This is a genomic window from Flavobacterium endophyticum (assembly GCF_003634455.1).
Classification (GTDB): Bacteria; Bacteroidota; Bacteroidia; order Flavobacteriales; family Flavobacteriaceae; genus Flavobacterium; species Flavobacterium endophyticum.
The window spans coordinates 262,884-286,186 of sequence record NZ_RBLC01000001.1 but is presented as its reverse complement, the minus strand read 5'-3'; the positions used below and the strand labels follow the sequence as shown (position 1 = coordinate 286,186).

Sequence of the window (23,303 nt, the reverse complement as noted above, 5' to 3'; positions counted from 1 at the left end):
ACAACTTTATGTTAAATATAAAAAAAAGACTGCCTAAAAAGACAGTCCTTGAATTTTATTTTAATTATTCTTAAAATTTGTTTTCAACTTCAGCAGCCTGCAACATCAAATAGTGCAAATCTGTATTTTTTACGAAAGGTTTCAAAAACTCGCTCCCAGGGCCAAACATAGCCAATTCCACATAGTCTGCAGAGTGATCCATGCTAATCCATCCGACAGAATTTGTCTTCTGCTGCATTTCAGAAAATGCTTTATACGGAAGTTTTTTGTAATTGTACAATCCGTCTTCTTTATGCAGCCCGTCGTAGTAGCTTAATACGGTTTTCGCATCTTCATCACCTAAAGTGTGCCCATTTGCCTTTTCAATAATTTCCTTTACTTCGGTAATAGAGAAGTTGGGCTTGATTTGGTTCAAGATCCATTCGTTGGTCTGCGTATATTTTTGGATGCTGTCAAAATTATCGTTAGCATCTTTTCCGTAAATGACTCCTGGATTTGCATTTCCGTGGTCAGTAGTAATAATGACTAAAGTTTCTTTGTCTTTTTCGGCAAAATCGATGGCGACTTTCACGGCTTCATCAAAAGCAATCTGGTCGTGTATTAAAGCCGCAATATCATTAGCATGTGCCGCCCAGTCTACTTTACCGCCTTCGATTTGGAGTACGAATCCATTTTTATGGTTTTTCATACGGTCGATTGCTTTTTGAGCCATTTCGGCCAAAGTAGGAATCGTTTTCTTTAGGTTTTCATCGCTATTTCTATCTACGGAATAAGGAAGTCCGTCTTCATAAAAAACACCAAGAATAGGAGAGTCGTTTGAAACGTTGAACATTTCTGAACGTGTTTTTGCTACCTGGTATCCTTTTTCTTTGAAAGCGGCAAACATATCTTTTTTGTCTTTTCGTAATTCTGGCGCGAAATAATTAAGTCCGCCGCCCATCATAATGTCGAAATTTAAATCAAGGTATTGTTCGGCAATATCTTCTTGGCTATTTCTGCTTTTGCTGTTCACGCAAAAACCAGCAGGGGTTGCGTGGGTAATCGGAACAGTGGTTACGCATCCCGCCATTTTTCCAGATTTTTTGAATTTTTGCCAGATTGGCAAGTGCGCTTGTCCGTCAGGGCCAACGTTCAATGAACCGTTATTCACGCGAAAACCGCCGCCCCAAGAAGAGCTTGCTGCTGCTGAATCTGTGACGATAGAACTAGCCGAAGCCGTATCCATCAAAGCTCTCGAAACTCTATTGTCTTTATATAATTGGATCCAATTGGAACCTTTGCCGTATTTCCTGTTTAGGAACAAATCAGCCATATTAAGAGTTCCTGTGCTCATACCATCGCTTACAAGCAAAATGATATTCTTGGCTTTCTTATTCTTGTTTAGGGTTTCGAAATCCAAAACATTGGCGTTGCCTTGAAAAGGATTCAAAACCGCTGTTCCGATTGTAAATAGCGAACCGTTTCTGAAAAATTTCCTTCTATCCATCTGAAAAAATACTTCTTTGGGTTTATAAAGTTCAAATATAATGAACAATCATTTTATGCAGATTAACTATCTGTTATTTATTTTTAGAAGTTTCTAGACGCCAGAAAGCCTCAAAGCGGCAGCAATGAGGCCTTCACGCAAAATATATTTACCAAACTAATTTGGGAAACTAACTCATGGTTTTTTCAAATTCCAAAATGACCTGATTTTTGATCAAATCGTCAAAAGTTTCTCTTTCTCTGATCAAGTGTCCTTTTCCTTCGTACCAAAGGACTTCGGCTGGCTTAAATCTGGAATTGTAATTAGACGACATTGAGAAGCAGTACGCTCCTGCATTTCTAAAGCATAAGATATCCCCTTCCTTGATTTCTGAAATTCTTCGGTTGTTGGCAAACGTATCTGTCTCGCATATATAACCGACAACAGAATAGAATCGTTCTTTACCTTTCGGATTGGAAATATTCTCGATATGGTGTTGGGAACCGTATAACATCGGACGGATTAAATGATTGAAACCACTATCTATTCCTGCGAAAACTGTAGAAGTCGTCTGTTTTACGACATTTACTTTGGCAAGAAAGAAACCGGCTTCGCTGACCAAGAATTTTCCAGGTTCGAAAGCTAATGTTAGTTCGCGTCCGTATTCCTTACAAAAAGCATTAAACCTTTTGGTCAATTTTTTGCCTAATTCTTCGATGTTGGTTTCGATATCGTCTTTTTTGTAAGGTACTTTAAAACCGCTTCCGAAATCAAGAAAATCCAGATTGCTGAAATGTTTTGCTGTATCAAAAAGAATTTCTGCAGCGTATAAGAAGACTTCAATATCCAAAATATCAGAGCCTGTATGCATGTGGATTCCGTTGATGTGCATGCCTGTATTCTCTACAATTCTCAAGATATGCGGCATCTGGTGTACAGAGATTCCAAACTTACTGTCGATGTGACCTACCGAAATGTTGGCATTTCCGCCAGCCATGACGTGCGGATTGATTCGAATACAGACAGGAATTGACGGGTATTTTGTCCCGAAATGTTCTAATATAGATAAGTTATCAATATTGATTTGAACGCCAAGATGCGCTACTTCCTCAATCTCTTCAAAAGAAACGCCATTTGGCGTATAGATTATTTTTTCTGGTGAAAATCCAGCCAATAATCCTAATTGGACTTCTTGGATGGAGACAGTGTCTAATCCAGAGTCCATCTCTTTCAAAAGTTTTAGAACAGAAACATTCGATAAGGCCTTTACGGCATAATTTATTCGCAGGCTTTCTACTTTTGAGAAAGCATTTGTGAGTCTTGTGTATTGAGATTGGATTTTTGCAGCATCGTAAACATAGAGTGGACTTCCAAATTCTTCTGCCAGATGCAATAAATCTTTGGTTTGCATAACTTTAAATTTCTTTCTGCAAAGCTATAACTCCATTTCTTCTTATGCAAAATAGATAACTGAAAATAACAAAAAACAACAATTAGTTACGTATATAACTTATTTTTACTAATAAACAATTTTTTCTAACGAATTAGTTTGATGATAATTCCATCCGCTTCACCTTGATTAATCTGCAAAGTGGTAGTTGTGATAGAATAACAGCCGTAATTTGTTCCGTCTAAGACTAAAGTCTGGTTGCATAGTTCAGGCGTGGCATCATTGCCTTCGATAGAATAAGTATAGGTGCCAGATTCTAACACATCTTGCTTGGTTTCATCAGTATTGTTATTTACGACTGTAAACGTATGGTTTGAAGTATTAAAATTCCATTTGATGATTCCAGGCACAAATAGGTGTCTTATGCCAGCGATAGTGCCATTCACTTCTATCAATTTCCATTCACCGCTTAATGTAATATCATTTCGATTATCGTCGTCACCATTGCAGCCGAGCAATATCAATAGTGCAAATAAGCTTAAGATTTTAATATTTTTCATGATTATTTGTTTTGATTAGTGTCCTGTTTGTTTTTTGATATATACTAAAGATGTTAAAATGGTAAAAAGGTTGCTTCTGAAAGAAGATTTTTAATTGCAAAAAGAAGATTTGGAAAATCTAAAAAGGCTCAGCAGAAATCACTTGCCAAGCATCAAATAAAAAAGATAATTCCTTTCGCTGATTAGATGGAATTTGCTATTTTTGTGGCACTTTTAAAAAGTCAAAAAACTTTAATATGGATATACACGAATACCAAGGAAAAGAGATATTAGCCAGTTATGGCGTGAAAGTTCAACGTGGTTATGTTGCTAACAACCCGCAAGAAGCTGTAGCAGTTGCAAAACAATTGACAGCTGAAACAGGAACGGGATGGCACGTTATCAAAGCTCAAGTTCACGCAGGTGGAAGAGGAAAAGGCGGTGGTGTGAAATTGGCTAAAAACTTGCAACAAGTTGAAGAATTGGCAGAACAAATCATCGGAATGCAGTTGATTACGCCACAAACTTCTGCTGAAGGAAAAAAAGTACACAAAGTTTTGGTTGCTGAGGATGTTTACTATCCAGGCGAAAGCGAAACTTCAGAATTCTATATGTCAGTTTTGTTAAACAGAGGAAAAGGACGCAACATGATCATGTATTCTACAGAAGGTGGAATGGATATCGAAGAAGTTGCCGAAAAAACACCTCATTTGATTTTTACTGAAGAAATCGATCCTAATGTTGGATTGCAAGCTTTCCAAGCGAGAAGAATTGCTTTCAATCTTGGACTTTCAGGAAATGCTTTCAAAGAAATGGTTCAGTTCGTTGACTCTTTGTATAAAGCATATATCGGTTCTGATTCTTCAATGTTCGAAATCAATCCAGTATTAAAAACATCTGACAACAAAATTATTGCTGTAGATGCGAAAGTAAATCTTGACGATAACGCATTGTACAGACACCCAGCTTTAGCTGAAATGCGTGATGTTCGCGAAGAAAATCCAATCGAAGTTGAAGCGAAAGCTGCAGGCTTGAATTATGTGGATCTTGACGGAACTGTAGGCTGTATGGTTAACGGTGCTGGTCTTGCGATGGCAACAATGGACTTGATTAAATATGCAGGTTTTGAGCCAGCTAACTTCCTTGATGTTGGTGGAACAGCCGATGCAAAACGTGTAGAATTGGCTTTCAGAATCATCTTGAAAGATCCTAATGTAAAAGCAATCTTGATTAACATTTTTGGTGGTATCGTTCGTTGTGACCGCGTGGCGCAAGGTGTTATCGATGCATACAAAAACATGGGAGACAGCATAAAAGTGCCAATTATTGTTCGTTTGCAAGGTACTAACGCAGAACTTGCTAAAGAAATGATTGACAACTCTGGAATGCCGATCTTGTCTGCAGTACAATTCCAAGAAGCAGCTGACCAAGTGAAAGCAGCTTTGAGCAAATAATAAAAGATTATATTCATAAAAAAAATCCTAATCGAAAGATTAGGATTTTTTGTTTTTATTCAAGTTCCAGAAGTGCTTCGTAAGGATTTCCTTCTAAGCCTAAAAGTGTGGCAAAGGCAGGCTCTGTCTTATAACCTTGTTCTTTAAGCGCTATTATTTTTTTTCGGAATTGTTTGCCTTCTTGTTCTAAAATTTTATTTTCGATGAGCATGTGGCGATAGCCATATTGCTCTATCACAGGAATATTCTGTCCGAAGATTTCAATCTCAAAATTGTCTATAAAGAAACTGGCAATAATTGTTTCTCTGTTAGAAATTAAAGTTTCGGTAATTTCAAAATCAATTTCATTTCCGAAAGCTTGCGTGACTTGAGCTGTAAAATACTTTTTATCATTCCAATAACAGGCAATGTCTAAATCGCTAGAAGCAATGTCAATATTGATAGGAATAGTCCCGACTAAGACAGGAGAAAATTCAGAAAGCTTTTCAAAAACGGCTTGCCTTATCAAGATTTCAAAGGCTTGCTGTTGTCTTTTGTTTCCTGATTTGAGATAGTCTAAGGTCAGAAAATCAATCAAACCTTACGCTTTTTTATTCTTTCCGTTGTTAAAACGTACTTTCTCAACCGGATTGACTTTGCTTTCAACCTTTTTAGGCTTGAAGTTTTTTCCAGGAGCTTTAGGCGCGGGCTTTTTTACATTTTCTTTCGGAACAATTTTTTTAGTAGCCGATTTTAATTGAGCTCTATTTTCATTGATAACATCCATCGCATTCTTTGGATTCTCTTTTGTGCCTCGTAGGTGGATGATCAGTCCGTTTAAGAAATTACGCAATACTTGGTCGCCACATTCCATATAATTCGGATGATCTTCTGCTCTGAAAAAAGCGCCCAATTCCGCTTTAGAAATCCTGAAATCTACCAATTGCATTATTTCTGCTATTTGGTCATCACGCAATTGCAATGCTACGCGAAGCTTTTTGAAAATATCGTTATTGTTCATATCCTTAATTTGTTGCAAAGATAGATTTATTTTATGAATAACCCTGTCAGAGTTCAAAACTCTGACAGGGTTGGAATTACTTACAACAACCATAAAATTGCTTTGGCAAAGCCTTCTCTCCATAATTTTTCGCCATGCTGTCCGCCTTTTACAATAACAGTCTTGTCAAGCTTCAGGCAGTAGCATCTATTTTCGTCTAAAAGCTTTTTTATCTTTTGGGCATCGATGACCATGTCGTCGCTTTCAGAATCGCCATATAAAAAATAAATCTTGGCTTTGATCTTTTTTGATTTTTCTGTTATCGTATAAATTTCATCCGTAAACCAGAACGAAGGCGAGAAGACACCTGCTTTTCCAAAAACGTCAGGATATTTCAGGACGGCATAATACGAAACCAATCCTCCCAAAGAACTGCCAAAAATTATAGTATTATTGGCATTGGTTTTTGTCCTGTAATTTTTATCTATATAGGGTTTTAAGGTGTTGACAATAAAATCTAAATAATCATCTGCCTTGCCGCCGCCATGCTTTTTGTTCGGAAAAGGAGTCAGCTCATCCATACGTTTTTCATTTCCATGCTCGATGCCGATAACAATGGCTTGCGTTTTCAGACTGTCCAGCGTCTCATCCACGTTCCATTCGCCCGCATACGAAGTCTTTGCGTCAAACAGGTTCTGTGCATCATGCATATAGATCACAGGACATTTTTTTTTAGAAGTCGCATAGCCTTTCGGAAGATAGACCCATATTTTCTTGACGGTTTTTAATTGAGGGGCTTCTATTTCAAAAGTACTGACCTGCGGCGAGGCCGTGCTTTCCTGTGCTTTTACATTTAGAAAAAAGCAGGACAAGAAAATTGTGAATAAATATCTCAAACGAATGATTTTTGGGATTGGACAAAAAAGAATATTTTAGCTAAAAATAAGGATTTAATGAATACTTACAAACAGAAATTAAGCCTCCTTGCCGAAATGATTGCTTTTGCAATCGTCGATGGGAAGCTCCACGATAGAGAATACCAGTTTTTGAGCATCGTTGCCCAAGAATTAAAAGTTACAAAAGAAGATTTCAAGAATCTTTTCCACCAAGAATTAATTGCTATTCCTATAAAATCAGAAAAACAGCGTATACAGCAATTCTACAGGCTAGCCTTGTTGATGCATTGCGACGGTGTCCTTCATGAAAAGGAGGAAATAGCCATCAAGCAGATGGGCGTCAATATGGGACTGAATCCTTTTGCCATCAAAAGAATCTTGAAAGCTATGGAAGAATCACCTAACGGCATGATAGCACCCGAAGTATTGATTGAAATTTTTAGGGAACAGCTAAACTAGAAAGCTCTATATTTTCTCCTGCAGCGCTTTTATCTCATCACGATATTTCGCTGCCTGCATGAAATCTAAATCTTTAGCCGCTTTTTCCATTGCTTTTCTGGCTTCACGAATCTTTTTCTCGATTTCGGGCTTGGTTAGGTATTTGCTTTCGGGTTCGGCAGCTTTTAAGGCTTGGTTTTCGAAGTACTGCGTCGAAACAGAATTTTTTGCCAAAGTGCTTTCTATTTTTTTGTTCAGCGCTTTTGGCGAAAGATTGTGCTTCGTATTATAATTCATCTGCTTTTCTCTCCTGTAATTCGTCTGGTCGATTGTTTTTTGCATGCTTGCTGTTATCTTGTCAGCATACATGATCGCCTTACCGTTGATATTTCTGGCGGCCCTTCCTACAGTCTGCGTCAGCGAACGGTTGTTTCTCAAAAAGCCTTCCTTGTCGGCATCTAATATGGCCACAAGAGATACTTCGGGCAAATCCAGTCCTTCTCTCAAGAGGTTTACGCCAATCAGCACATCGAATAATCCTTTTCGCAAATCTTGCATGATTTCTACGCGTTCCAACGTATCGACTTCGGAATGGATGTAGCGGCAGCGGATAGCTACTTTGGTAAGATATTTTGCAAGTTCTTCCGCCATTCTTTTGGTCAGCGTGGTGACAAGCACCCTTTCGTCCAATTCGACACGTTGTTGGATTTCTTCAATTAGGTCGTCGATTTGATTGAGGCTCGGGCGTACTTCGATAATCGGATCCAACAGCCCGGTCGGACGTATAATCTGCTCTACGTATATTCCTTCTGATTTTTCCAACTCATAATCGGCTGGCGTTGCAGAAACATAGACGACTTGGTTCTGCATAGCCTCAAATTCTTCAAACTTTAACGGACGGTTGTCCATAGCTGCTGGGAGGCGAAAGCCATATTCTACCAGATTTTCTTTTCTAGATCGGTCGCCGCCATACATGGCATGGACTTGCGAAACGGTTACGTGACTCTCATCAACGACCATAAGATAATCTTTTGGGAAATAATCAAGCAGGCAGAACGGCCTTGTGCCAGGCAGACGTCCGTCGAGATATCGTGAATAATTTTCGATTCCAGAGCAATAGCCTAATTCTCGAATCATTTCTAAGTCGAAATTGGTTCGTTCTTCCAAACGTTTTGCTTCCAGATGTTTTCCTATTTCTTTGAAATAATCGACTTGTTTCACCAAATCTTGCTGGATTTCCCAAATAGCGCCGTTCAAAACTTCAGGCGAAGTCACGAACATATTGGCAGGGTAGATGTTCAGATTTGTATATTTTTCTAAGACTAATGATGTCTTGGCATCAAAAGCTTCTATTTCTTCAATTTCATCTCCAAAAAAGTGAATTCGGAAAGGCTCGTCGCCATAACTCGGGAAAACTTCGACCGTATCGCCTTTGATTCGGAATGTTCCGGGATTAAATTCGGCTTCTGTCCTTGCATAAAGTGATTGGACGAGTCGATGCAATAGCTTTGTCCTAGAAATAATCTGGTTTTTGGCTACAGAGACTACATTTTTTTGAAATTCCACAGGGTTTCCGATACCGTATAAGCAGGAAACGGAAGAAACCACGATGATATCCCTGCGTCCTGAAAGGAGTGAAGAGGTCGTACTTAGTCGCATCTTCTCCAATTCTTCATTGATAGACAGGTCTTTTTCGATATACGTTCCGGTTACGGGAATAAAAGCTTCCGGCTGGTAATAATCATAGTAGGAAACGAAATATTCTACCGCATTGTTCGGAAAAAACTGCTTGAATTCAGAATACAGCTGTGCCGCCAGCGTCTTGTTGTGCGCCAGTACCAAGGTAGGTCGTTGTACTTCTTGGATGACATTGGCCATCGTAAAAGTCTTTCCAGAGCCTGTCACTCCTAAAAGCGTTTGAAAACGTTCGCCGTCATTGATGCCCTTGCTTAATTTTTCAATGGCTTGTGGCTGATCGCCAGTAGGTTTGTAATCTGATACGACTTGAAATTTCATTTGGAGATAGAAGTTTAAGTAACAAAGTTACAAAGGAAAATACGAAAAAAGACTTTAGGAAAACTTAAAAATTTAAAGCTTTCTCTATGGATTGTCTAACCCAAAAGGTTGTTGATTTTGGCATATTGCAACAACATGATGGTCTTGGCGTCTTTGATTTCGCCGTTCTCAATCATCTGCATGGCTTTTTCAAAGGGAATTTCCAGCACGTCGATATTTTCATGTTCGGTCGACAATCCGCCGCCTTCGCTTACTTTCATGTCTTTGGAATATTCTGCCACGAAGAAGTGTATGATTTCAGTAACCGAACCAGGCGACATATAGGCTTGGAATACTTTTCTGACTTCGGTCAGGCTGTAGCCGGTTTCTTCTTCCGTTTCGCGCTTGATGCATTCTTCTGCATTTTCTTCTTCCAAAAGGCCAGCACAGGCTTCGATAACCATTCCGGTTTCGTTGCCATTTACAAAAGTGGGCATGCGGAACTGACGGATAAGGATGACGGTTTTTTGAATTTTGTTGTAAAGCAGAATGGTCGCGCCATTGCCACGGTCATAAACTTCTCGGGACTGGGTTTCCCAGCTGCCATCTTTTTTCTGGTAATCGAAAACAATCTTCTTGAGGATGTACCAGTTATCAGAAAGAATTTCTGAACTCTTGATTTTTATAGCAGGATTTGTCATTTCGTTTTAGGGTTGGTTTATACTGTATTTATTTGGGTGGAGCCATTAGTCAAAGCATTCCATCATCAATAGATCGCCTTCTTTGTGCTCGATAATTACTATGCCGTCTTGTGCTACATGGTTGCTGCTTCCGGTGCGATAGCCCATGGTCAGCGTCTCGTCATGCAATAGGTAATCAAGGTTGGTAGAGGTAACGCCGTTTACGGTTCCTACGGGAATCAGTGAAATCGGAAAGCCTTTCGGGTACCATTTCTCATAGCGTTTCGGAAGCTGGAAAATTTTGGAATAATCATCTAAGATGACAATTTTCAGCTTATTTTGGAAACGCACGATATTGGTCATATTCACAATCGTATGGTCGGCTCTACGTCCGGTTGCCCAGACTACATTCACGGCTTTATGTCCTTTTTCGATCAGATAATCAAAAGCTTTTTCTAGATCGGTCTTTTCTTGGTCAGGAGTATAGACAATTTCTAGCGGAAACTGCAGATTTCTGTAATATTCCGGATCAAAGCCATAGTCAAAATCACCTAACAGCACATCGACCTTTATGCCTAATTCCAAAACTCTTTCGATCGCAGAATCCAATACGATTACTAGGGGCGACCATTCGAGCAGCTGTCCTAACAATTCGTTGCTGCAGGCGGCACCGTTGGCAATGATTAAGGCAGGTTCTTGGTCGTCTCGGACAATGTGGTGGCTTGACATTTTGTAATTATGAATTATGAATTAGGAATTGGGAGGATTGAGACGTAAAAATATAAAAAAGACGACCGTTTCCAGTCGTCTTTTTTTATAAAATACGTTAAAGCCTTACGCTAATTTAGCTAAAGCTTTGTTAAGCGTTTCGCTTGGTCTCATGGCTTTGTCCGTCAATTTGAAATCGGGCTTGTAATAGCCGCCAATTTCTTGATGTTTGCCTTGAGCGCCGATCAACTCTTCGTTGATTTTGGCTTCGTTTTCTGTCAGTTCTTTTGCAATTTCAGTAAAAGTAGCTTTCAATTCAGCATCTTTGTCTTGTGCCGCCAAAGCCTGTGCCCAATATAAGGCAATATAAAAGTGAGAGCCTCTATTGTCGATTTGGCCTACTTTTCTTGCAGGAGATTTGTCGGTATCTAAGAATTTTTCTGTTGCCTGGTCTAAAGTTTCAGATAATACCAACGCTTTTGAATTGTTTAAAGTCTGTCCTAAATGCTCCAAAGAAGCACCTAAAGCTAATACTTCGCCAAGCGAATCCCAACGCAGGTAGCCTTCTTCAACGAATTGCTCTACGTGTTTTGGTGCTGAACCTCCTGCTCCGGTTTCGAACAAGCCTCCGCCGTTCATCAACGGAACGATAGAAAGCATTTTTGCTGAAGTTCCTAATTCTAGGATAGGGAATAGGTCAGTTAAATAATCACGCAAAACGTTTCCTGTTACTGAAATCGTGTCTTTTCCGTCTTTGATTCTTTCTAACGAGAAATTAGTAGCGTCTACCGGATTCATGATTCGGATGTCTAATCCGTTCGTATCGTGGTCTTTTAGGTATACTTTTACTTTTTCAATCAATTGTCTGTCGTGCGCTCTATTTTCATCCAACCAGAAAACAGCCGGAGTGTCAGACAATCTTGCTCTATTCACGGCTAGTTTTACCCAGTCTTGAATCGGAGCGTCTTTTACTTGACACATTCTGAAAATATCACCTTTTTCAACTTTTTGTTCTGTAAGGACTTCTCCTTTAGAATTGATAACTTTTACAGTTCCGTCAGCAGTCATTTGGAAGGTCTTGTCATGCGAGCCGTATTCTTCAGCAGCTTGCGCCATCAAGCCTACGTTTGGAACGCTTCCCATAGTTTTTGGGTCAAAAGCGCCATTCTTTTTGCAGAAATCGATCGTTGCTACATATACGCCTGCATACGAACGGTCTGGAATGATTGCTTTGGTATCTTGGCCTTTACCATCTTTATTCCACATTTGTCCAGAGGTACGGATCATTGCTGGCATCGAGGCATCAACAATTACGTCTGAAGGAACATGAAGATTCGTGATTCCTTTGTCTGAATTAACCATGGCGATGGCTGGTCCGTTTTCGTATACAGCATTTAGGTCAGCTTCTATCTCAGCTTGTTTCGGATGTCCTGCAATTTTAGCATACACATCGCCTAAACCGTTTTTAGTGTCTATTCCTAGTTCTGCAAATAGTGTTTTGTATTTTTCAAAAACCGGCGCGAAGAAAACGTCTACGATTGCTCCAAAGATAATCGGGTCGGAAACCTTCATCATCGTAGCTTTCAAGTGTACTGAGAACAGAACGCCTTTTGCTTTCGCATCTTCAATTTCTTTAGATACGAAGCTTTTTAGTGCTTTCATGCTCAAGACTGCGCTGTCTATAATTTCTCCTGCTTTAAGCGGAGAGGTATCTTTTAATGTTTTTGTAGTTCCGTCATTGCCAACGAATTCAATCTTGAAAGTATCAGCATCTTTTACCGTTACTGATTTTTCACTTCCGTAGAAATCGCCTTCGCTCATGCTGGCTACGTGCGTTTTAGAGTCTGCACTCCAAGCGCCCATAAAATGCGGGTGTTTTTTAGCATAGTTTTTCACGGCTTTCGGAGCTCTTCTGTCAGAGTTTCCTTCGCGAAGTACTGGATTTACAGCAGATCCTAAAACTTTTGCATAACTTGCCTTGATGGCTTTTTCTTCGTCAGTTTGCGGATTTTCAGGAAATTCAGGAAGCTTGTATCCTAGAGCTTGAAGTTCTTTGATGGCTTCTTTTAATTGAGGAACCGAAGCGGAAATGTTCGGTAATTTGATGATGTTTGCTTCAGGAGTCGTTGCCAGCTTTCCTAATTCGATCAGGTCATTATTGATTCTTTGCTCTGGAGTTAAATACTCCGCCAGATTCGCGATAATTCTTCCTGCTAAGGAAATGTCTCTGGTTTCTACGGTGATTCCAGCCGGAGCCGTAAAGGATTTTACAATAGGTAAAAAGGAATGTGTGGCAAGCATCGGCGCTTCGTCCGTAATCGTATAAAAAATGGTTGCTTTATCTGACATTTTGGAAAAGTTTGTTTTGTTTATTTTACTTGTAAGGATTGCAAATATAAGAAAAGCAACGCGAATTTAAGAATTTGGAGAAAGCGAAAACGTTTGATTTAAGGAATTGATAATTAAAAGATTGATTACTGCGAAATCGACAAATAAGTAGAAAGTTTTAACGTGGATATTTTATAACATCAAAATATTTTAGCACTTGAAAGTAACGGTAATGGTCAGTCAAGCTGTGGCAGGTAGCTGGGTTTCAAAGTAAAAAAACAGCTATAAGGAAAGAACCTATAGCTGCTATTGGAATTGTAAAGATGTATTTTTAATAAAACAGATGGTCAGCCGCTGTATTACTGTCTTTATTGATCGTTTTAGGGAATCCTTTGTCGTTGTATTCGTAGGTATTCATGATTTCAACTACGTTTGGATTGGCAATTAGGCTGTTGCTGATACAGTTTTTGGAGCTTCCGATATTTGTCGTAAAGCCATTAAAATGCGCCGAATTGTAAAAGTAATGGAATAGGGATAGCTTGTTGTATCCTGTTACGTTTTTCAAAGGATGGTTTTTGTTGTCGTATTGATAACGTACAGATGGCCTAGGCGTCCCTCCGTTCAAGTAGACATATTCAGTGATTTCATTGTCTTTTACTAAGAAATAGCCTGTGAAATTATAAGCGCTTCTTGCAGCAACTGCAACGAAGTTTACGGTATCGCGGCCAGCGTAGGTAAAGTCAACAGCTAAAGGGTAGCTGCTGTGCTGGTTGAATTTTTTTAATTTCCCGTCGGCAGTATATTCAAAATCTACATATTGAGAAAGTGTGTTGTCGGTATCCGGATTGTCATACCAGCTGATTTTTGAGATATTCTCGCCTTGATAGCTAAACTTTTTATTTTCTTTACTGCTTCGGGCTTCCAGCAATTTTTTGCCGTCGTATTTATAAAGGGTTTCGTAACTCCCATCAAGGCCATAAGTTATGGTTTTTTGCAGCAGCACATTCGATGTGTCCTCGTGTGACGGCGAGTCATCGCTAGAACAAGATGAAAATAGAAGTGCCACAAGACTGGATAATAAAACTATTTTTTTCATAATGTTTGGTTTTAAGGAGGTTTGCCTACTTGAACGTAAAGGTATAATTTTTTAGTTTATATCAATCTATAAATATTCAAGGTATGTTTTCTCCGAAAATCTTCTAGGGCTGAAAGGATAGAAAAAGGCAAAAAAAAATCCCGAACTGCTTCGGGATTTTTATAGATAAGAGATAATAAATTATCTTCTTCTGTCTTTAATTTTAGCTTTTTTACCAGTAAGTTCTCTGAAGTAGAAAATTCTAGCTCTACGAACTTTACCAGTTTTGTTGATTTCAACTTTTTGCAAAGCTGGCATATTCACTGGGAAGATACGCTCAACTCCAACAGCACCAGACATTTTACGGATTGTAAAAGTTTCAGTCGTTCCAGAACCTCTTCTTTGGATTACAACTCCTTTGAAGAACTGAGTTCTTGTTTTTTCACCCTCTTTAATTTCGTAGTAAACTGTAATTGTGTCTCCAGCACCGAAATCTGGGAAATCTTTTTTTGTTACAAATTCGTCTTTAACGAATTTCATCAAATCTGCCATTTTGTTTGATTTAAGTATTTGATTATCAGAGCAACATTCACGGTTCTCGCCAGAGGTTGGTCCAAAGTGGGTGCAAAGATATAAAAAGTTATGAATTATGAATTATGAATCAGGGATTTTTTTATGGAAAGAAAAAAGAATCATGAATTAAAAATTACGAATTACTTCAGACTGAAATCTAAAATCTCAAATCCGAAACCTCAAAATTATCTATCTAATAAATCCGGCCTTCTGTTTTTCGTGTGTTCAAAGGCTTTTTCTTCGCGCCATTGATCGATTTTGGCAAAATGGCCGCTGAGCAATATGTCGGGCACTTTCCAACCTTTGTATTCTGAAGGGCGGGTATAGATAGGAGGAGAGAGCAGGTTGTCCTGAAAGCTATCCGTCAGGGCCGAAGTCTCGTCACTCAATACGCCGGGAATCAATCGAATCAATGCATCTGATAAAACTAATGCGCCTAATTCGCCGCCCGAAAGTACATAATCGCCGATAGAAATTTCTTTGGTGATAAAATGGTCGCGTACTCTTTGGTCTACACCTTTATAATGGCCACACAGGATAATGATGTTTTCTAAAGACGACATCTTGTTGGCCATGCCTTGATTTAAAGTTTCTCCGTCGGGAGTCATATAGATGACTTCGTCATACTCGCGTTCGCTTTTCAGCTTTGCGATGCAGTCGTCAATCGGCTGGATCATCATTACCATTCCCGCACCGCCGCCAAACTGGTAGTCATCTACGCTTTTTTGTCGGTTGGTAGTATAGTCTCTCAAATTATGGAAATGGACTTCTACGAGTCCTTTATCGATAGCTCTTTTCATGATTGAGGCTTCGAATGGGCTTCTTAATAATTCGGGAAGTACGGTAATAATGTCGATTCTCATCTTGGGAAATTAGGGTTTTATGATTTTGGATTCAAGATTTTAGATTTCAGACAGTCCTAAATCTAAAATCTTAAATCAAAAATAACAAATGAATTAAGCTCCAAACTGTTTCAGGTGGTGATCCAAATGCTTCCATTGCATATAATCCCACTCTTCGGTTGTCAGGTGTCCGAAAAAAGGATGCTTGGTATTTTTTATAACGCTTGGGCCTTCATGGGCAAATCGTGTAATCATAGAGACTAGATCGGCTTTTGACTGCTCAAAATCAGGATGACCCTTTACGATAAATTCTTTGGCGGTAGGAAGGTTTTTCTTGATAGGATTTTTACTGGTCAAGTTTCTCTTTGCTAACTTTCCGAAGAAAATCGCTATAAGTCCTGCCTTGATTTTTAGTTCTCCAAAAGCTACTTTGATAGGCATCTGGCAATGCACAAGCATCTGGCTCACGTTCATCGTTCCCCATTCGTTATGCGTAATCGGCGTAAGCGTTTCGATACGCTCGATTAATTTTTTATTTCCTTCTGGATGAAAAATACTGTTCATGTGGTCGGCGGTTTTATTTTTTCAAAGCAGATAATTGTCTTTTTTTCTGTGATGCAAATTTAAGCAAATACCAAGCTTGTTTGTTTGACATAGGTCATTAAATTGTATTTATTTTCACATTTTAATTCGTAATTTTGGCAATTCAAAAATAAAACAAATAAGATGGAAAACGGAATATACGCAAAATTCAATACTCCAAAAGGTTCGATTTTAGTGAAATTGACTCACGATAAAACGCCAGGAACGGTTGGCAACTTTGTTGGATTGGCAGAAGGAAATTTAGAAAACAAATCAAGACCACAAGGAAAGCCGTATTATGACGGATTGAAATTCCACCGTGTGATTCCTGATTTTATGATCCAAGGAGGATGTCCTCAAGGAACAGGAACAGGCGGCCCGGGGTACCAATTCGATGATGAGTTTCACCCAGAATTGAAGCATGACAAGCCAGGAGTATTGTCTATGGCTAATTCAGGTCCGGGTTCTAACGGTTCTCAGTTTTTCATCACGCACGTTCCTACGAACTGGTTGGATGACAAGCATACGGTTTTCGGACATGTAGTTGAAGGGCAAGATGTGGTAGACGCTATCGCTCAAGGCGATGAAATTGAAAGTATCGAAATCATCCGCGAAGGCGAAGAAGCAAAAAAATGGAATGCTATTGAAGCTTTCAGAGTATTTGAAGGTTCTCGTGCCAAACGCGAAGCTAAAGCAAAAGAAGAAGCAGAAGCTAAGATGGAAAAATTAGCAGCCGGATTCGACAAAACTGAAAGCGGGCTTCGTTACAAAATGATCCAAAAAGGAAATGGTAAAAAAGCAGAAAACGGCAAGACGGTTTCTGTGCATTATACAGGACAATTGGAGGATGGAAAAGTATTCGATTCTTCTTATCCAAGAAAAAAACCAATCGAATTTCCTTTAGGAAGAGGCAATGTTATTGAAGGTTGGGACGAAGGAATTGCTTTGTTGCAAGTAGGCGATAAGGCACGTTTTGTGATTCCATCGCACTTAGGATATGGTTCTCGTGGCGCAGGCGGCGTGATTCCTCCAAATGCTACCTTGATTTTTGATGTAGAATTGATGGACGTGAAATAATTGCGTTCTGCCTATAAAGTTAAAAGCACTCTATTTCAGGGTGCTTTTTTATTGGAATGCTATTTGCTTTTGTATTTTTGCCACTCTATAAATTGATCTGATGCGCTATTTATTTTTTATACTTTTTCTGGTTTCGTTTTCCTCAAAAGCCCAAGTTGCACAGCATTGCGGTTATGATTTTACTTCGTATTTTGTGCTGAATGTCCATGAATCGGGCAAAAAAGAGAACATCTCTGGACTGAAAATTACTATTATCAACGGATTGGGCATGGACCTGCTCAATGCAAATAATCTGTACAGCTGGACCAACAGCGGCAAGCCCTTGGTTTTTACGGCTAATTATAAAGTAGATGACAAAGGAAATAGGATAACGGCAGATTCTCAAGTTTCAAAAGAACGCTGGTTTTTTCCGTTTGCAAAAGACAATTACCTGCTTTCCATAAAAAGTACCTTTCCTGCGGATGATTTCAGCCTCAAGATTGAGGATGTTGATGGGGATGAAAATGGAGGGCATTTCAAGACGCAGGTCGTAAAACTGAACAGCTTTAATATGTATGTCTTGTGTTCGAGCAAAGCCCGTGAAGTGCAATTCGGTCCAAAAATGAACCGTCCGATAGATATTGTGTTGGAAAAGTAATAATTTTAATTACTTCCACTTGATGTTGCAACCCAAGCTTGGCTTTTGGATGGCAGCAAGGCTTCGGTTGTAGATCAACGCGTCGATAGCATTTCTCAGGTCGCTTCCACTTAAAGTAATTCCGTTTGAAGGTCTTGAATCGTCCAGTTGCCCTCTGTAAAATAACTTTTCCTGAGCGTCGAAAAGATAAAAGTCTGGCGTACAGGCTGCATCGAAGGCTTTTGCAACTTCTTGCGTTTCGTCGTATAAATAAGGAAAATCAAAACTGTTTTTAAAGGCAAACTCAGTCATCATTTGCGGTCCATCCTGCGGATATTTTTCTACATCATTGCTGCTGATGGCGATGATTCCGATGCCCTGTACTCTGTAATCGTTAGCAATCATCAAAATTTCCGGCAAAGCATGGATAACATACGGACAATGGTTGCAGATAAACATTACCAAGGTTCCTTTGCTTCCTTTGAGGTCTTCAAAAGAATAATAGAAATTGGAATTGGTATCTTTTAGCCTGAATTGCGGAGCGGCAGTTCCCAGTGAGAGCATATTGGATGGAGTTTTTGACATGGCGCGTTGAAATGAAATTGAGGTTTAAATATAAGCAGAAAATTCCGAACTTTGGACAATCCAATCAGTATAGAAAACTAAAATTATGAATCCAGAAGCACAGAACAATTTATCTTGGACCGAATTTGAAAAAGTCGAAATGCGTGTCGGGACTATTCTCGAAGCTAATGATTTTCCTGAAGCCAGAAAGCCAGCTTACCAATTAGTCATTGATTTTGGCAATGAAATTGGAACCAGAAAAACTTCGGCGCAAATTACTAAGCACTATGAAAAAGCAGATTTAGTCGGAAGACAGATTGTTGCTGTCGTAAACTTTCCTAAAAAACAGATCGGAAAATTCATGAGCGAATGTTTGGTTTTGGGAGCTGTAGGCGAAGAAGGATCGGTTGTTTTGTTGTCTCCGGATTTAAAAGTGGAGAATGGCTTGAGGATTGGCTAGAAAAAATCTTCTAAGGATTTTTCTTTTTCAAAGTCTTTTTCTTTGAAATTTCTTTCGATGAAGTTGTATCCCAGATCATAGGTTATTGTATGATTATTTTTAAATTCAAGTTTATAGAAGCGACCGTCGGAACTAATCTCTTTTAAGTTAGTGTTTTTATTTTGCGTATACGATATTTTATAAGTTGGAGCAAAGTTTATTCTTGTTAGCTGGCCTTTTTGTAATTCTGTCCAAAGAAAAAATCCTTCCGAACCATTTATATTAAGTGTTTTTTCTCCTTTACTAAATGATAGTAAAGCTATGTCTGTAAAGTTTGATTCAGGGGTAATTTTGGTAAGTGTCATTGTTTTGAAAATATTTCCTATTGGAACATATGCCCATATCAATTCTTTTGTTGATGAAAATGCGTAATCTTGAATTGATTTTACAATCTTGCCGTTTTTTATGAAAGTTGTTGTTATTGTTTGTGAATCGGTAACGGCGTCGGAATAATTGTCTTCTAAATTTGTAATGTCAGCTTTTTCAAATTTTCTAAAAATAAAAGCAGTTGTTTTTTTATCAAGTTTTCCCTTATAGAAACCAATCTCATCTACAAATCTGTTGCCCTGAAAATTAATATTTCCTGATCTGTCAAGCGATATGTCTATGATAGGGCAGGTTCCATAACAGCCAAGAGAAGAGTACACTATTTTGTCAAAATCATTTTTTTCTTCAATTTTATACTTTAATCTTTTTAGTTTTCCAATGGATTTGCCTTCATTTATTATAAATAAAGTGTCGTTTTTTATATGTTTTATTTTCCAGAATTCCTGCCATTTTTTAGTCTTCAAATTTTTTGTAAATAATTGATTGCCTTCAATTTTATATTTCTTGAAGTTTCCTAAATACTTTACGGTCCTATATCTTTTTGAAGTATCGTTTTTAATATCAAATAGTCCGTTAAAAAACTCAATGTTGTCTTTGGAAAATGAATAACCAGTTGGAGAAAAGATAGGTTCTATGTAAATATGATTGCTGTCAATTCTTATAATTTCTTCCCAATCTCCAATCAATGAATCTCGGAAATCATTATTTGCTGAAAATTCTGAATTTTTATTACAGCCAAGAATAATAGATAGTATGGAGAAAACTAAAATTAAATTTCGCATAAGATGTTTGATAATAAAAAGCTGGAAATCGAAACTTTCTGATTGCTGTAATTAAAAAAGGAAATTAAAATTAATGAATCAGATTACTTAATCGGCTCTCCGAGCTTATTGATAAAAAAGATAGTATTGTCTTTACGGACTTCAGCCTTTCCATTTCTGAAGTTTTCAGCACTAGTATACTCTGTAAAAGGGATTATTGTTTTTCCTGAAGCATCCACATAACCGGATTTTCCGTCTACTTTGACAAGCAATGCTAGACCTTCGTGAAAAAAGTTGGCTTTGATGTAGGCGCAAGGAACGATTTCTTTTCCGCTTTTATTGATGAAACCCCATTTGTTATTCTTTTGGACTCTTGCCAGTCCGGACTGGTCGTTACCGAACTTATCCATGCCATCATATATAAGCGGTGTTATCTCTTTTCCTTTTTTATCTATGAGACCACATTTATTATTGTTTCTGACAATTGCCAATCCATCTTTGAAGTCATCTGCCAAATCGTAAATAAAAGGAATAATTACTTTTCCTGTTTTATCTAAATAACCACTTTTTTTTCCTTTAGTGGCCACTACAAGCCCTTCTTTAAAAAAGCCAATCCCATCATAGATACAAGGAATTACTTCTTGACCTTTTTTATTGATAGTGCCAAATTTTCCCTCTCTCTTGACTTGCATCATATCTTCCGAAGAAAAGCCTGCGGTATCGTAAATAAAAGGAATGTCTTCTTTGCCATCGGTATCGATACGTCCCCACTTTCCATTTTTTTTTACCCAGACTCGGCCTTCCGAAAAGCCTTTGGCCTCTTCATAAACACAATGGATTTCTTTACCAGATTTGTTTAGAAAGCCATATAGTCCTCCTTTTCTAATGCGTGTCATACCTTCTGAAAAGCCATTTGCATCTTCATAAATAATAGGAACGACAATAACGCCTGTGCTATCTATTATTCCAAAAGATTTGCCATCTGAAACTGTAGCATGGCCTTTCATAAAATACTGTACTTTGTAAGTTTTGTCAGTGGGAATGAATGTTCTTGTGCTTTTATCATAAATGCCAGCAATTTTAGTTTGCGCCAAAAGGCAATTCCCAAGCAAAAGACAGATGATCAGGTATTTCATATAGCTGAAAGAAAATTAGTTATTTCTCTAAATAAAAATTCCCGAAAGGTTATTTCGGGAATTTTGGTATTGTAAATCGATTAAATATCGTCAAAATCAATATCTGTAAAGCTTGCCGTCGCGGAGGTTTCAACTGGCGCTTTCTCTGCGTAGAATTCTTTCTTGAAATCTTTCTGGTGTCTTTCAGAGATTACTTCTTCGCCTTTGTGGTTTAAGACATACGAAGTCATTTCTTCTAAGATTTCTGAAAATGCAGCAAAGTCTTCTTTGTAAAGATAGATTTTGTGTTTCTTGAAATGAAAAGATCCGTCTTCTTCAGTGAATTTTTTGCTTTCCGTGATTGTGATATAGTAGTCGTCAGCTTTTGTAGCCCTAACATCGAAGAAATAGGTTCTTCTTCCGGCTCTCAATACTTTAGAAAAAATCTCTTCTTTTTCTAGCATGTCATTTTCTCTCATAATCCTTCTTTCAAATGGTTTGTGTGTTATCTTGAACCAAAAATCTAAAAAATAGCTGAATTAAACAACATTTTTATAGGATTTCTTTTTCAGAAAGCTGTTTTAGATATAGGTCTTTGTAATATCCTTCTTGGTTTACCAATTGATTATGAGAACCTTGTTGGATGATTTTTCCATCCTCTAGAATAATGATTTTGTCAGCGTTTTTAGCTGATGATACTCTATGGCTCACCAAAATTGTCGTCTTGTCTTTGCAGAACTCGAGAAGGTTGTTCAAGATCGCTTCTTCTGTTTCTGTATCAACGGCCGAAAGGCAATCGTCTAACAATAAAATCTTTGAATCCTTGATGATAGCTCGAGCAATTGAAACACGCTGCTTTTGTCCGCCGGATAATGTAATTCCTCTTTCGCCGATAACCGTCTGGTATTTATCATTGAAGCCCATGATGTTGTTGTGGACCACCGCTTTTTTAGCTGCTTCCATAACTTCTGTTTCTGTCGCGTCTTCTTTCCCGAACTTGATGTTGTTCATTATAGTATCTGAAAATAAAAAAGCGTCCTGCGGTACAAAAGCGATACTGTTTCTGACATCATGAAGGTTGAGTCCTTTGATGTTATGATTGTCTATGGTAATCTCGCCGTCTTTTATATCGTACAGTCGGCTGATTAAGCTCAGTATCGTCGATTTTCCAGAACCTGTTTTTCCTAATATGGCCAGCGTTTCTCCTTTTTGTATCGTAAAGCTTACATTGTTTAGCGCTGTTATATTGGTATCTTCGTATGTGAAGCTCACGTGGTTGAAAGTGATTTTTCCTTCGATTACCGAACTTTCTAAAGTCTTGTTCTTGATTTCAGGCTGTATTTTAAGGAACTCGTTGATTCTTTTCTGCGAAGCTTCGGCTTCCTGAATCATCGAAGATACCCATCCTAACGAGGCTACCGGCCAAGTCAGCATGTTTACATATAATATGAACTCCGCAATAACGCCGATGCTTTTTACCGAACCGTTGATATACATCATACCTCCGACATAGATTACGACCAAGTTGCTCATTCCGATAAGCAAAATCATCAAGGGGCCAAACAATGCGTTGGTCTTGGCTAACTTCATGCTCTTTTCACGGCTTTCTTCCGACAAATCCGAAAATTCATTATGTGATTTTTCTTCCAGGCTGTAGGCTTTTATGACGCGGATTCCAGAGAAAATTTCTTGTGTGTAGCTCGAAAGCTGAGAAAGATTCTGTTGAAAAATACCGCTCCTTACGTTAATCTCGTTACTCAGCTTGAATATAAGGTAAGACAATATCGGCAGCGGAAGCAAAGTATATAAGGTAAGTTTCGGTGAAATAATATACATCTGAACAATTACGACTGCAAAACGGATGAAGGTATTCAGCGTATACATCACGGCAGGACCAACATACATCCTTACTTTTCCAACATCTTCGCTGATGCGGTTCATCAAATCGCCCGTGCGGTTTCTTTTGTAGAAATTCTGCGAAAGATTTTCATATTGCCTGAAAACCTCATTTTTTAAGTCGAATTCTACATAACGTGACATTACGATCAACGTTTGGCGCATTAAAAAAGTAAGTATTCCGGCAATAAATGTGGTTGCTAATACCCATAAGATATTTTCGAGCAGGATGTTTTTTGTTGTTTCTGCATCAAACTCATTACTAGTCAAAGCATTGATGGAATTTCCGATTAATTTAGGAGTATATAGGGAAAATATCTGCGCAATAATTGTGGTGACAATTCCTAATAAAAAATGGTATTTGTATTTGACGAAATATTTGTTTAAATATTGAAGTTCTTTCATTGTATTATATAAAAATAGGGAAATAAGTGTGTTTATATGTTAAAAATATATTTAAAATGATTTTTTATTTAAAATGCAAAAATGCTAATCTCATTAGTG

The 23,303-nt window shown here is 38.2% G+C and carries 24 protein-coding genes; 5 read left to right on the top strand and 19 right to left on the bottom strand.

From position 1 onward, the window contains the following. Positions 1–70: 70 nt before the first annotated feature. The 3 genes from CLV94_RS01375 to CLV94_RS01365 all read right to left on the bottom strand — a co-directional run bounded on the left by CLV94_RS01375 (position 71) and on the right by CLV94_RS01365 (position 3,415). Positions 71–1,486, bottom strand: a complete 1,416-nt coding sequence (locus tag CLV94_RS01375) for an alkaline phosphatase (RefSeq protein ID WP_121374675.1) — start codon at positions 1,484–1,486, stop codon at positions 71–73. Between the two features lie 169 nt (positions 1,487–1,655). Further along, entirely contained in the window at positions 1,656–2,876 is a 1,221-nt protein-coding gene (gene lysA / locus CLV94_RS01370) for a diaminopimelate decarboxylase (protein WP_121374674.1), read from the bottom strand. A gap of 125 nt (positions 2,877–3,001) precedes the next feature. Beyond that, positions 3,002–3,415: a hypothetical protein gene (locus CLV94_RS01365; RefSeq protein WP_147406546.1), complete on the bottom strand. Its 414-nt coding sequence runs from the start codon at positions 3,413–3,415 to the stop codon at positions 3,002–3,004. A gap of 236 nt (positions 3,416–3,651) precedes the next feature. Between CLV94_RS01365 and sucC the strand changes: the two genes are divergently transcribed. Beyond that, a complete protein-coding gene (gene sucC, locus CLV94_RS01360; RefSeq protein WP_121374672.1) occupies positions 3,652–4,848 on the top strand; it encodes an ADP-forming succinate--CoA ligase subunit beta in 1,197 nt (398 codons plus the stop codon). A 55-nt stretch (positions 4,849–4,903) separates the two neighbouring features. On the opposite strand, the gene CLV94_RS01355 is transcribed toward sucC, so the two are convergent. From CLV94_RS01355 to CLV94_RS01345, 3 genes are all read right to left on the bottom strand, one after another. Next, positions 4,904–5,425, bottom strand: a complete 522-nt coding sequence (locus CLV94_RS01355) for a DUF4269 domain-containing protein (protein ID WP_121374671.1) — start codon at positions 5,423–5,425, stop codon at positions 4,904–4,906. Positions 5,426–5,428: 3 nt separating this feature from the next. Further along, a complete protein-coding gene (locus CLV94_RS01350) occupies positions 5,429–5,848 on the bottom strand; it encodes a DUF1456 family protein (RefSeq protein WP_121374670.1) in 420 nt (139 codons plus the stop codon). Positions 5,849–5,928: 80 nt separating this feature from the next. Then, on the bottom strand, positions 5,929–6,723 hold the full coding sequence (locus tag CLV94_RS01345; RefSeq protein WP_121374669.1) for an alpha/beta hydrolase: 795 nt from the start codon (positions 6,721–6,723) through the stop codon (positions 5,929–5,931). 57 nt (positions 6,724–6,780) lie between these two features. On the opposite strand from CLV94_RS01345, the gene CLV94_RS01340 reads away from it, so the two are divergent. Further along, the gene (locus tag CLV94_RS01340) at positions 6,781–7,182 is read left to right on the top strand and encodes a TerB family tellurite resistance protein (protein ID WP_121374668.1); all 402 of its coding nucleotides are present in this window, start codon (positions 6,781–6,783) and stop codon (positions 7,180–7,182) included. A gap of 6 nt (positions 7,183–7,188) precedes the next feature. Here the strand turns inward: CLV94_RS01340 and uvrB are convergent, their stop codons facing one another. From uvrB to CLV94_RS01300, 8 genes are all read right to left on the bottom strand, one after another. After that, positions 7,189–9,177, bottom strand: a complete 1,989-nt coding sequence (uvrB, locus tag CLV94_RS01335; protein ID WP_121374667.1) for an excinuclease ABC subunit UvrB — start codon at positions 9,175–9,177, stop codon at positions 7,189–7,191. Positions 9,178–9,272: 95 nt separating this feature from the next. Further along, entirely contained in the window at positions 9,273–9,857 is a 585-nt protein-coding gene (gene nudK / locus CLV94_RS01330) for a GDP-mannose pyrophosphatase NudK (protein ID WP_121374666.1), read from the bottom strand. A gap of 45 nt (positions 9,858–9,902) precedes the next feature. After that, the gene (locus CLV94_RS01325; protein WP_121374665.1) at positions 9,903–10,565 is read right to left on the bottom strand and encodes a thiamine diphosphokinase; all 663 of its coding nucleotides are present in this window, start codon (positions 10,563–10,565) and stop codon (positions 9,903–9,905) included. A gap of 105 nt (positions 10,566–10,670) precedes the next feature. Further along, positions 10,671–12,893 carry an NADP-dependent isocitrate dehydrogenase gene (locus tag CLV94_RS01320; protein ID WP_121374664.1) on the bottom strand — a complete coding sequence of 741 codons (2,223 nt, stop codon included), beginning with the start codon at positions 12,891–12,893 and terminating at the stop codon, positions 10,671–10,673. Positions 12,894–13,203: 310 nt separating this feature from the next. Further along, entirely contained in the window at positions 13,204–13,968 is a 765-nt protein-coding gene (locus CLV94_RS01315) for a hypothetical protein (RefSeq protein WP_121374663.1), read from the bottom strand. Between the two features lie 180 nt (positions 13,969–14,148). Continuing rightward, entirely contained in the window at positions 14,149–14,499 is a 351-nt protein-coding gene (rplS, locus tag CLV94_RS01310; protein ID WP_121374662.1) for a 50S ribosomal protein L19, read from the bottom strand. Positions 14,500–14,705: 206 nt separating this feature from the next. Continuing rightward, a complete protein-coding gene (gene trmD, locus CLV94_RS01305) occupies positions 14,706–15,383 on the bottom strand; it encodes a tRNA (guanosine(37)-N1)-methyltransferase TrmD (RefSeq protein ID WP_121374661.1) in 678 nt (225 codons plus the stop codon). Between the two features lie 93 nt (positions 15,384–15,476). Further along, on the bottom strand, positions 15,477–15,926 hold the full coding sequence (locus CLV94_RS01300) for a DUF1569 domain-containing protein (protein WP_121374660.1): 450 nt from the start codon (positions 15,924–15,926) through the stop codon (positions 15,477–15,479). A 162-nt stretch (positions 15,927–16,088) separates the two neighbouring features. Between CLV94_RS01300 and CLV94_RS01295 the strand changes: the two genes are divergently transcribed. Together CLV94_RS01295 and CLV94_RS01290 are read left to right on the top strand one after the other, a co-directional pair. Further along, positions 16,089–17,021 (top strand): peptidylprolyl isomerase, encoded by a 933-nt coding sequence (locus CLV94_RS01295; RefSeq protein WP_121374659.1) that lies wholly within the window; start codon positions 16,089–16,091, stop codon positions 17,019–17,021. A gap of 100 nt (positions 17,022–17,121) precedes the next feature. Further along, positions 17,122–17,658: a hypothetical protein gene (locus tag CLV94_RS01290; protein ID WP_121374658.1), complete on the top strand. Its 537-nt coding sequence runs from the start codon at positions 17,122–17,124 to the stop codon at positions 17,656–17,658. 9 nt (positions 17,659–17,667) lie between these two features. Here CLV94_RS01290 and CLV94_RS01285 read toward each other — a convergent pair whose 3' ends face one another. Beyond that, complete coding sequence (locus CLV94_RS01285; RefSeq protein WP_121374657.1) at positions 17,668–18,222, bottom strand: thioredoxin family protein; 555 nt, start codon at positions 18,220–18,222, stop codon at positions 17,668–17,670. 85 nt (positions 18,223–18,307) lie between these two features. Here CLV94_RS01285 and CLV94_RS01280 point away from each other — a divergent pair, with 85 nt between their 5' ends. Beyond that, positions 18,308–18,661 (top strand): tRNA-binding protein, encoded by a 354-nt coding sequence (locus CLV94_RS01280; protein ID WP_121374656.1) that lies wholly within the window; start codon positions 18,308–18,310, stop codon positions 18,659–18,661. Here CLV94_RS01280 and CLV94_RS01275 read toward each other — a convergent pair. The 4 genes from CLV94_RS01275 to CLV94_RS01260 form a co-directional block, all read right to left on the bottom strand. Next, the gene (locus CLV94_RS01275; RefSeq protein WP_121374655.1) at positions 18,658–19,809 is read right to left on the bottom strand and encodes a DUF6438 domain-containing protein; all 1,152 of its coding nucleotides are present in this window, start codon (positions 19,807–19,809) and stop codon (positions 18,658–18,660) included. The genes CLV94_RS01280 and CLV94_RS01275 overlap by 4 nt on opposite strands. 83 nt (positions 19,810–19,892) lie before the next feature. Further along, positions 19,893–20,924, bottom strand: coding sequence for a WG repeat-containing protein (locus CLV94_RS01270; RefSeq protein ID WP_121374654.1), 1,032 nt, complete (start codon positions 20,922–20,924; stop codon positions 19,893–19,895). A gap of 80 nt (positions 20,925–21,004) precedes the next feature. Beyond that, positions 21,005–21,382 carry a PUR family DNA/RNA-binding protein gene (locus CLV94_RS01265; RefSeq protein ID WP_121374653.1) on the bottom strand — a complete coding sequence of 126 codons (378 nt, stop codon included), beginning with the start codon at positions 21,380–21,382 and terminating at the stop codon, positions 21,005–21,007. A gap of 73 nt (positions 21,383–21,455) precedes the next feature. Beyond that, positions 21,456–23,204 (bottom strand): ABC transporter ATP-binding protein, encoded by a 1,749-nt coding sequence (locus CLV94_RS01260; RefSeq protein ID WP_121374652.1) that lies wholly within the window; start codon positions 23,202–23,204, stop codon positions 21,456–21,458. Positions 23,205–23,303: the final 99 nt, after the last annotated feature.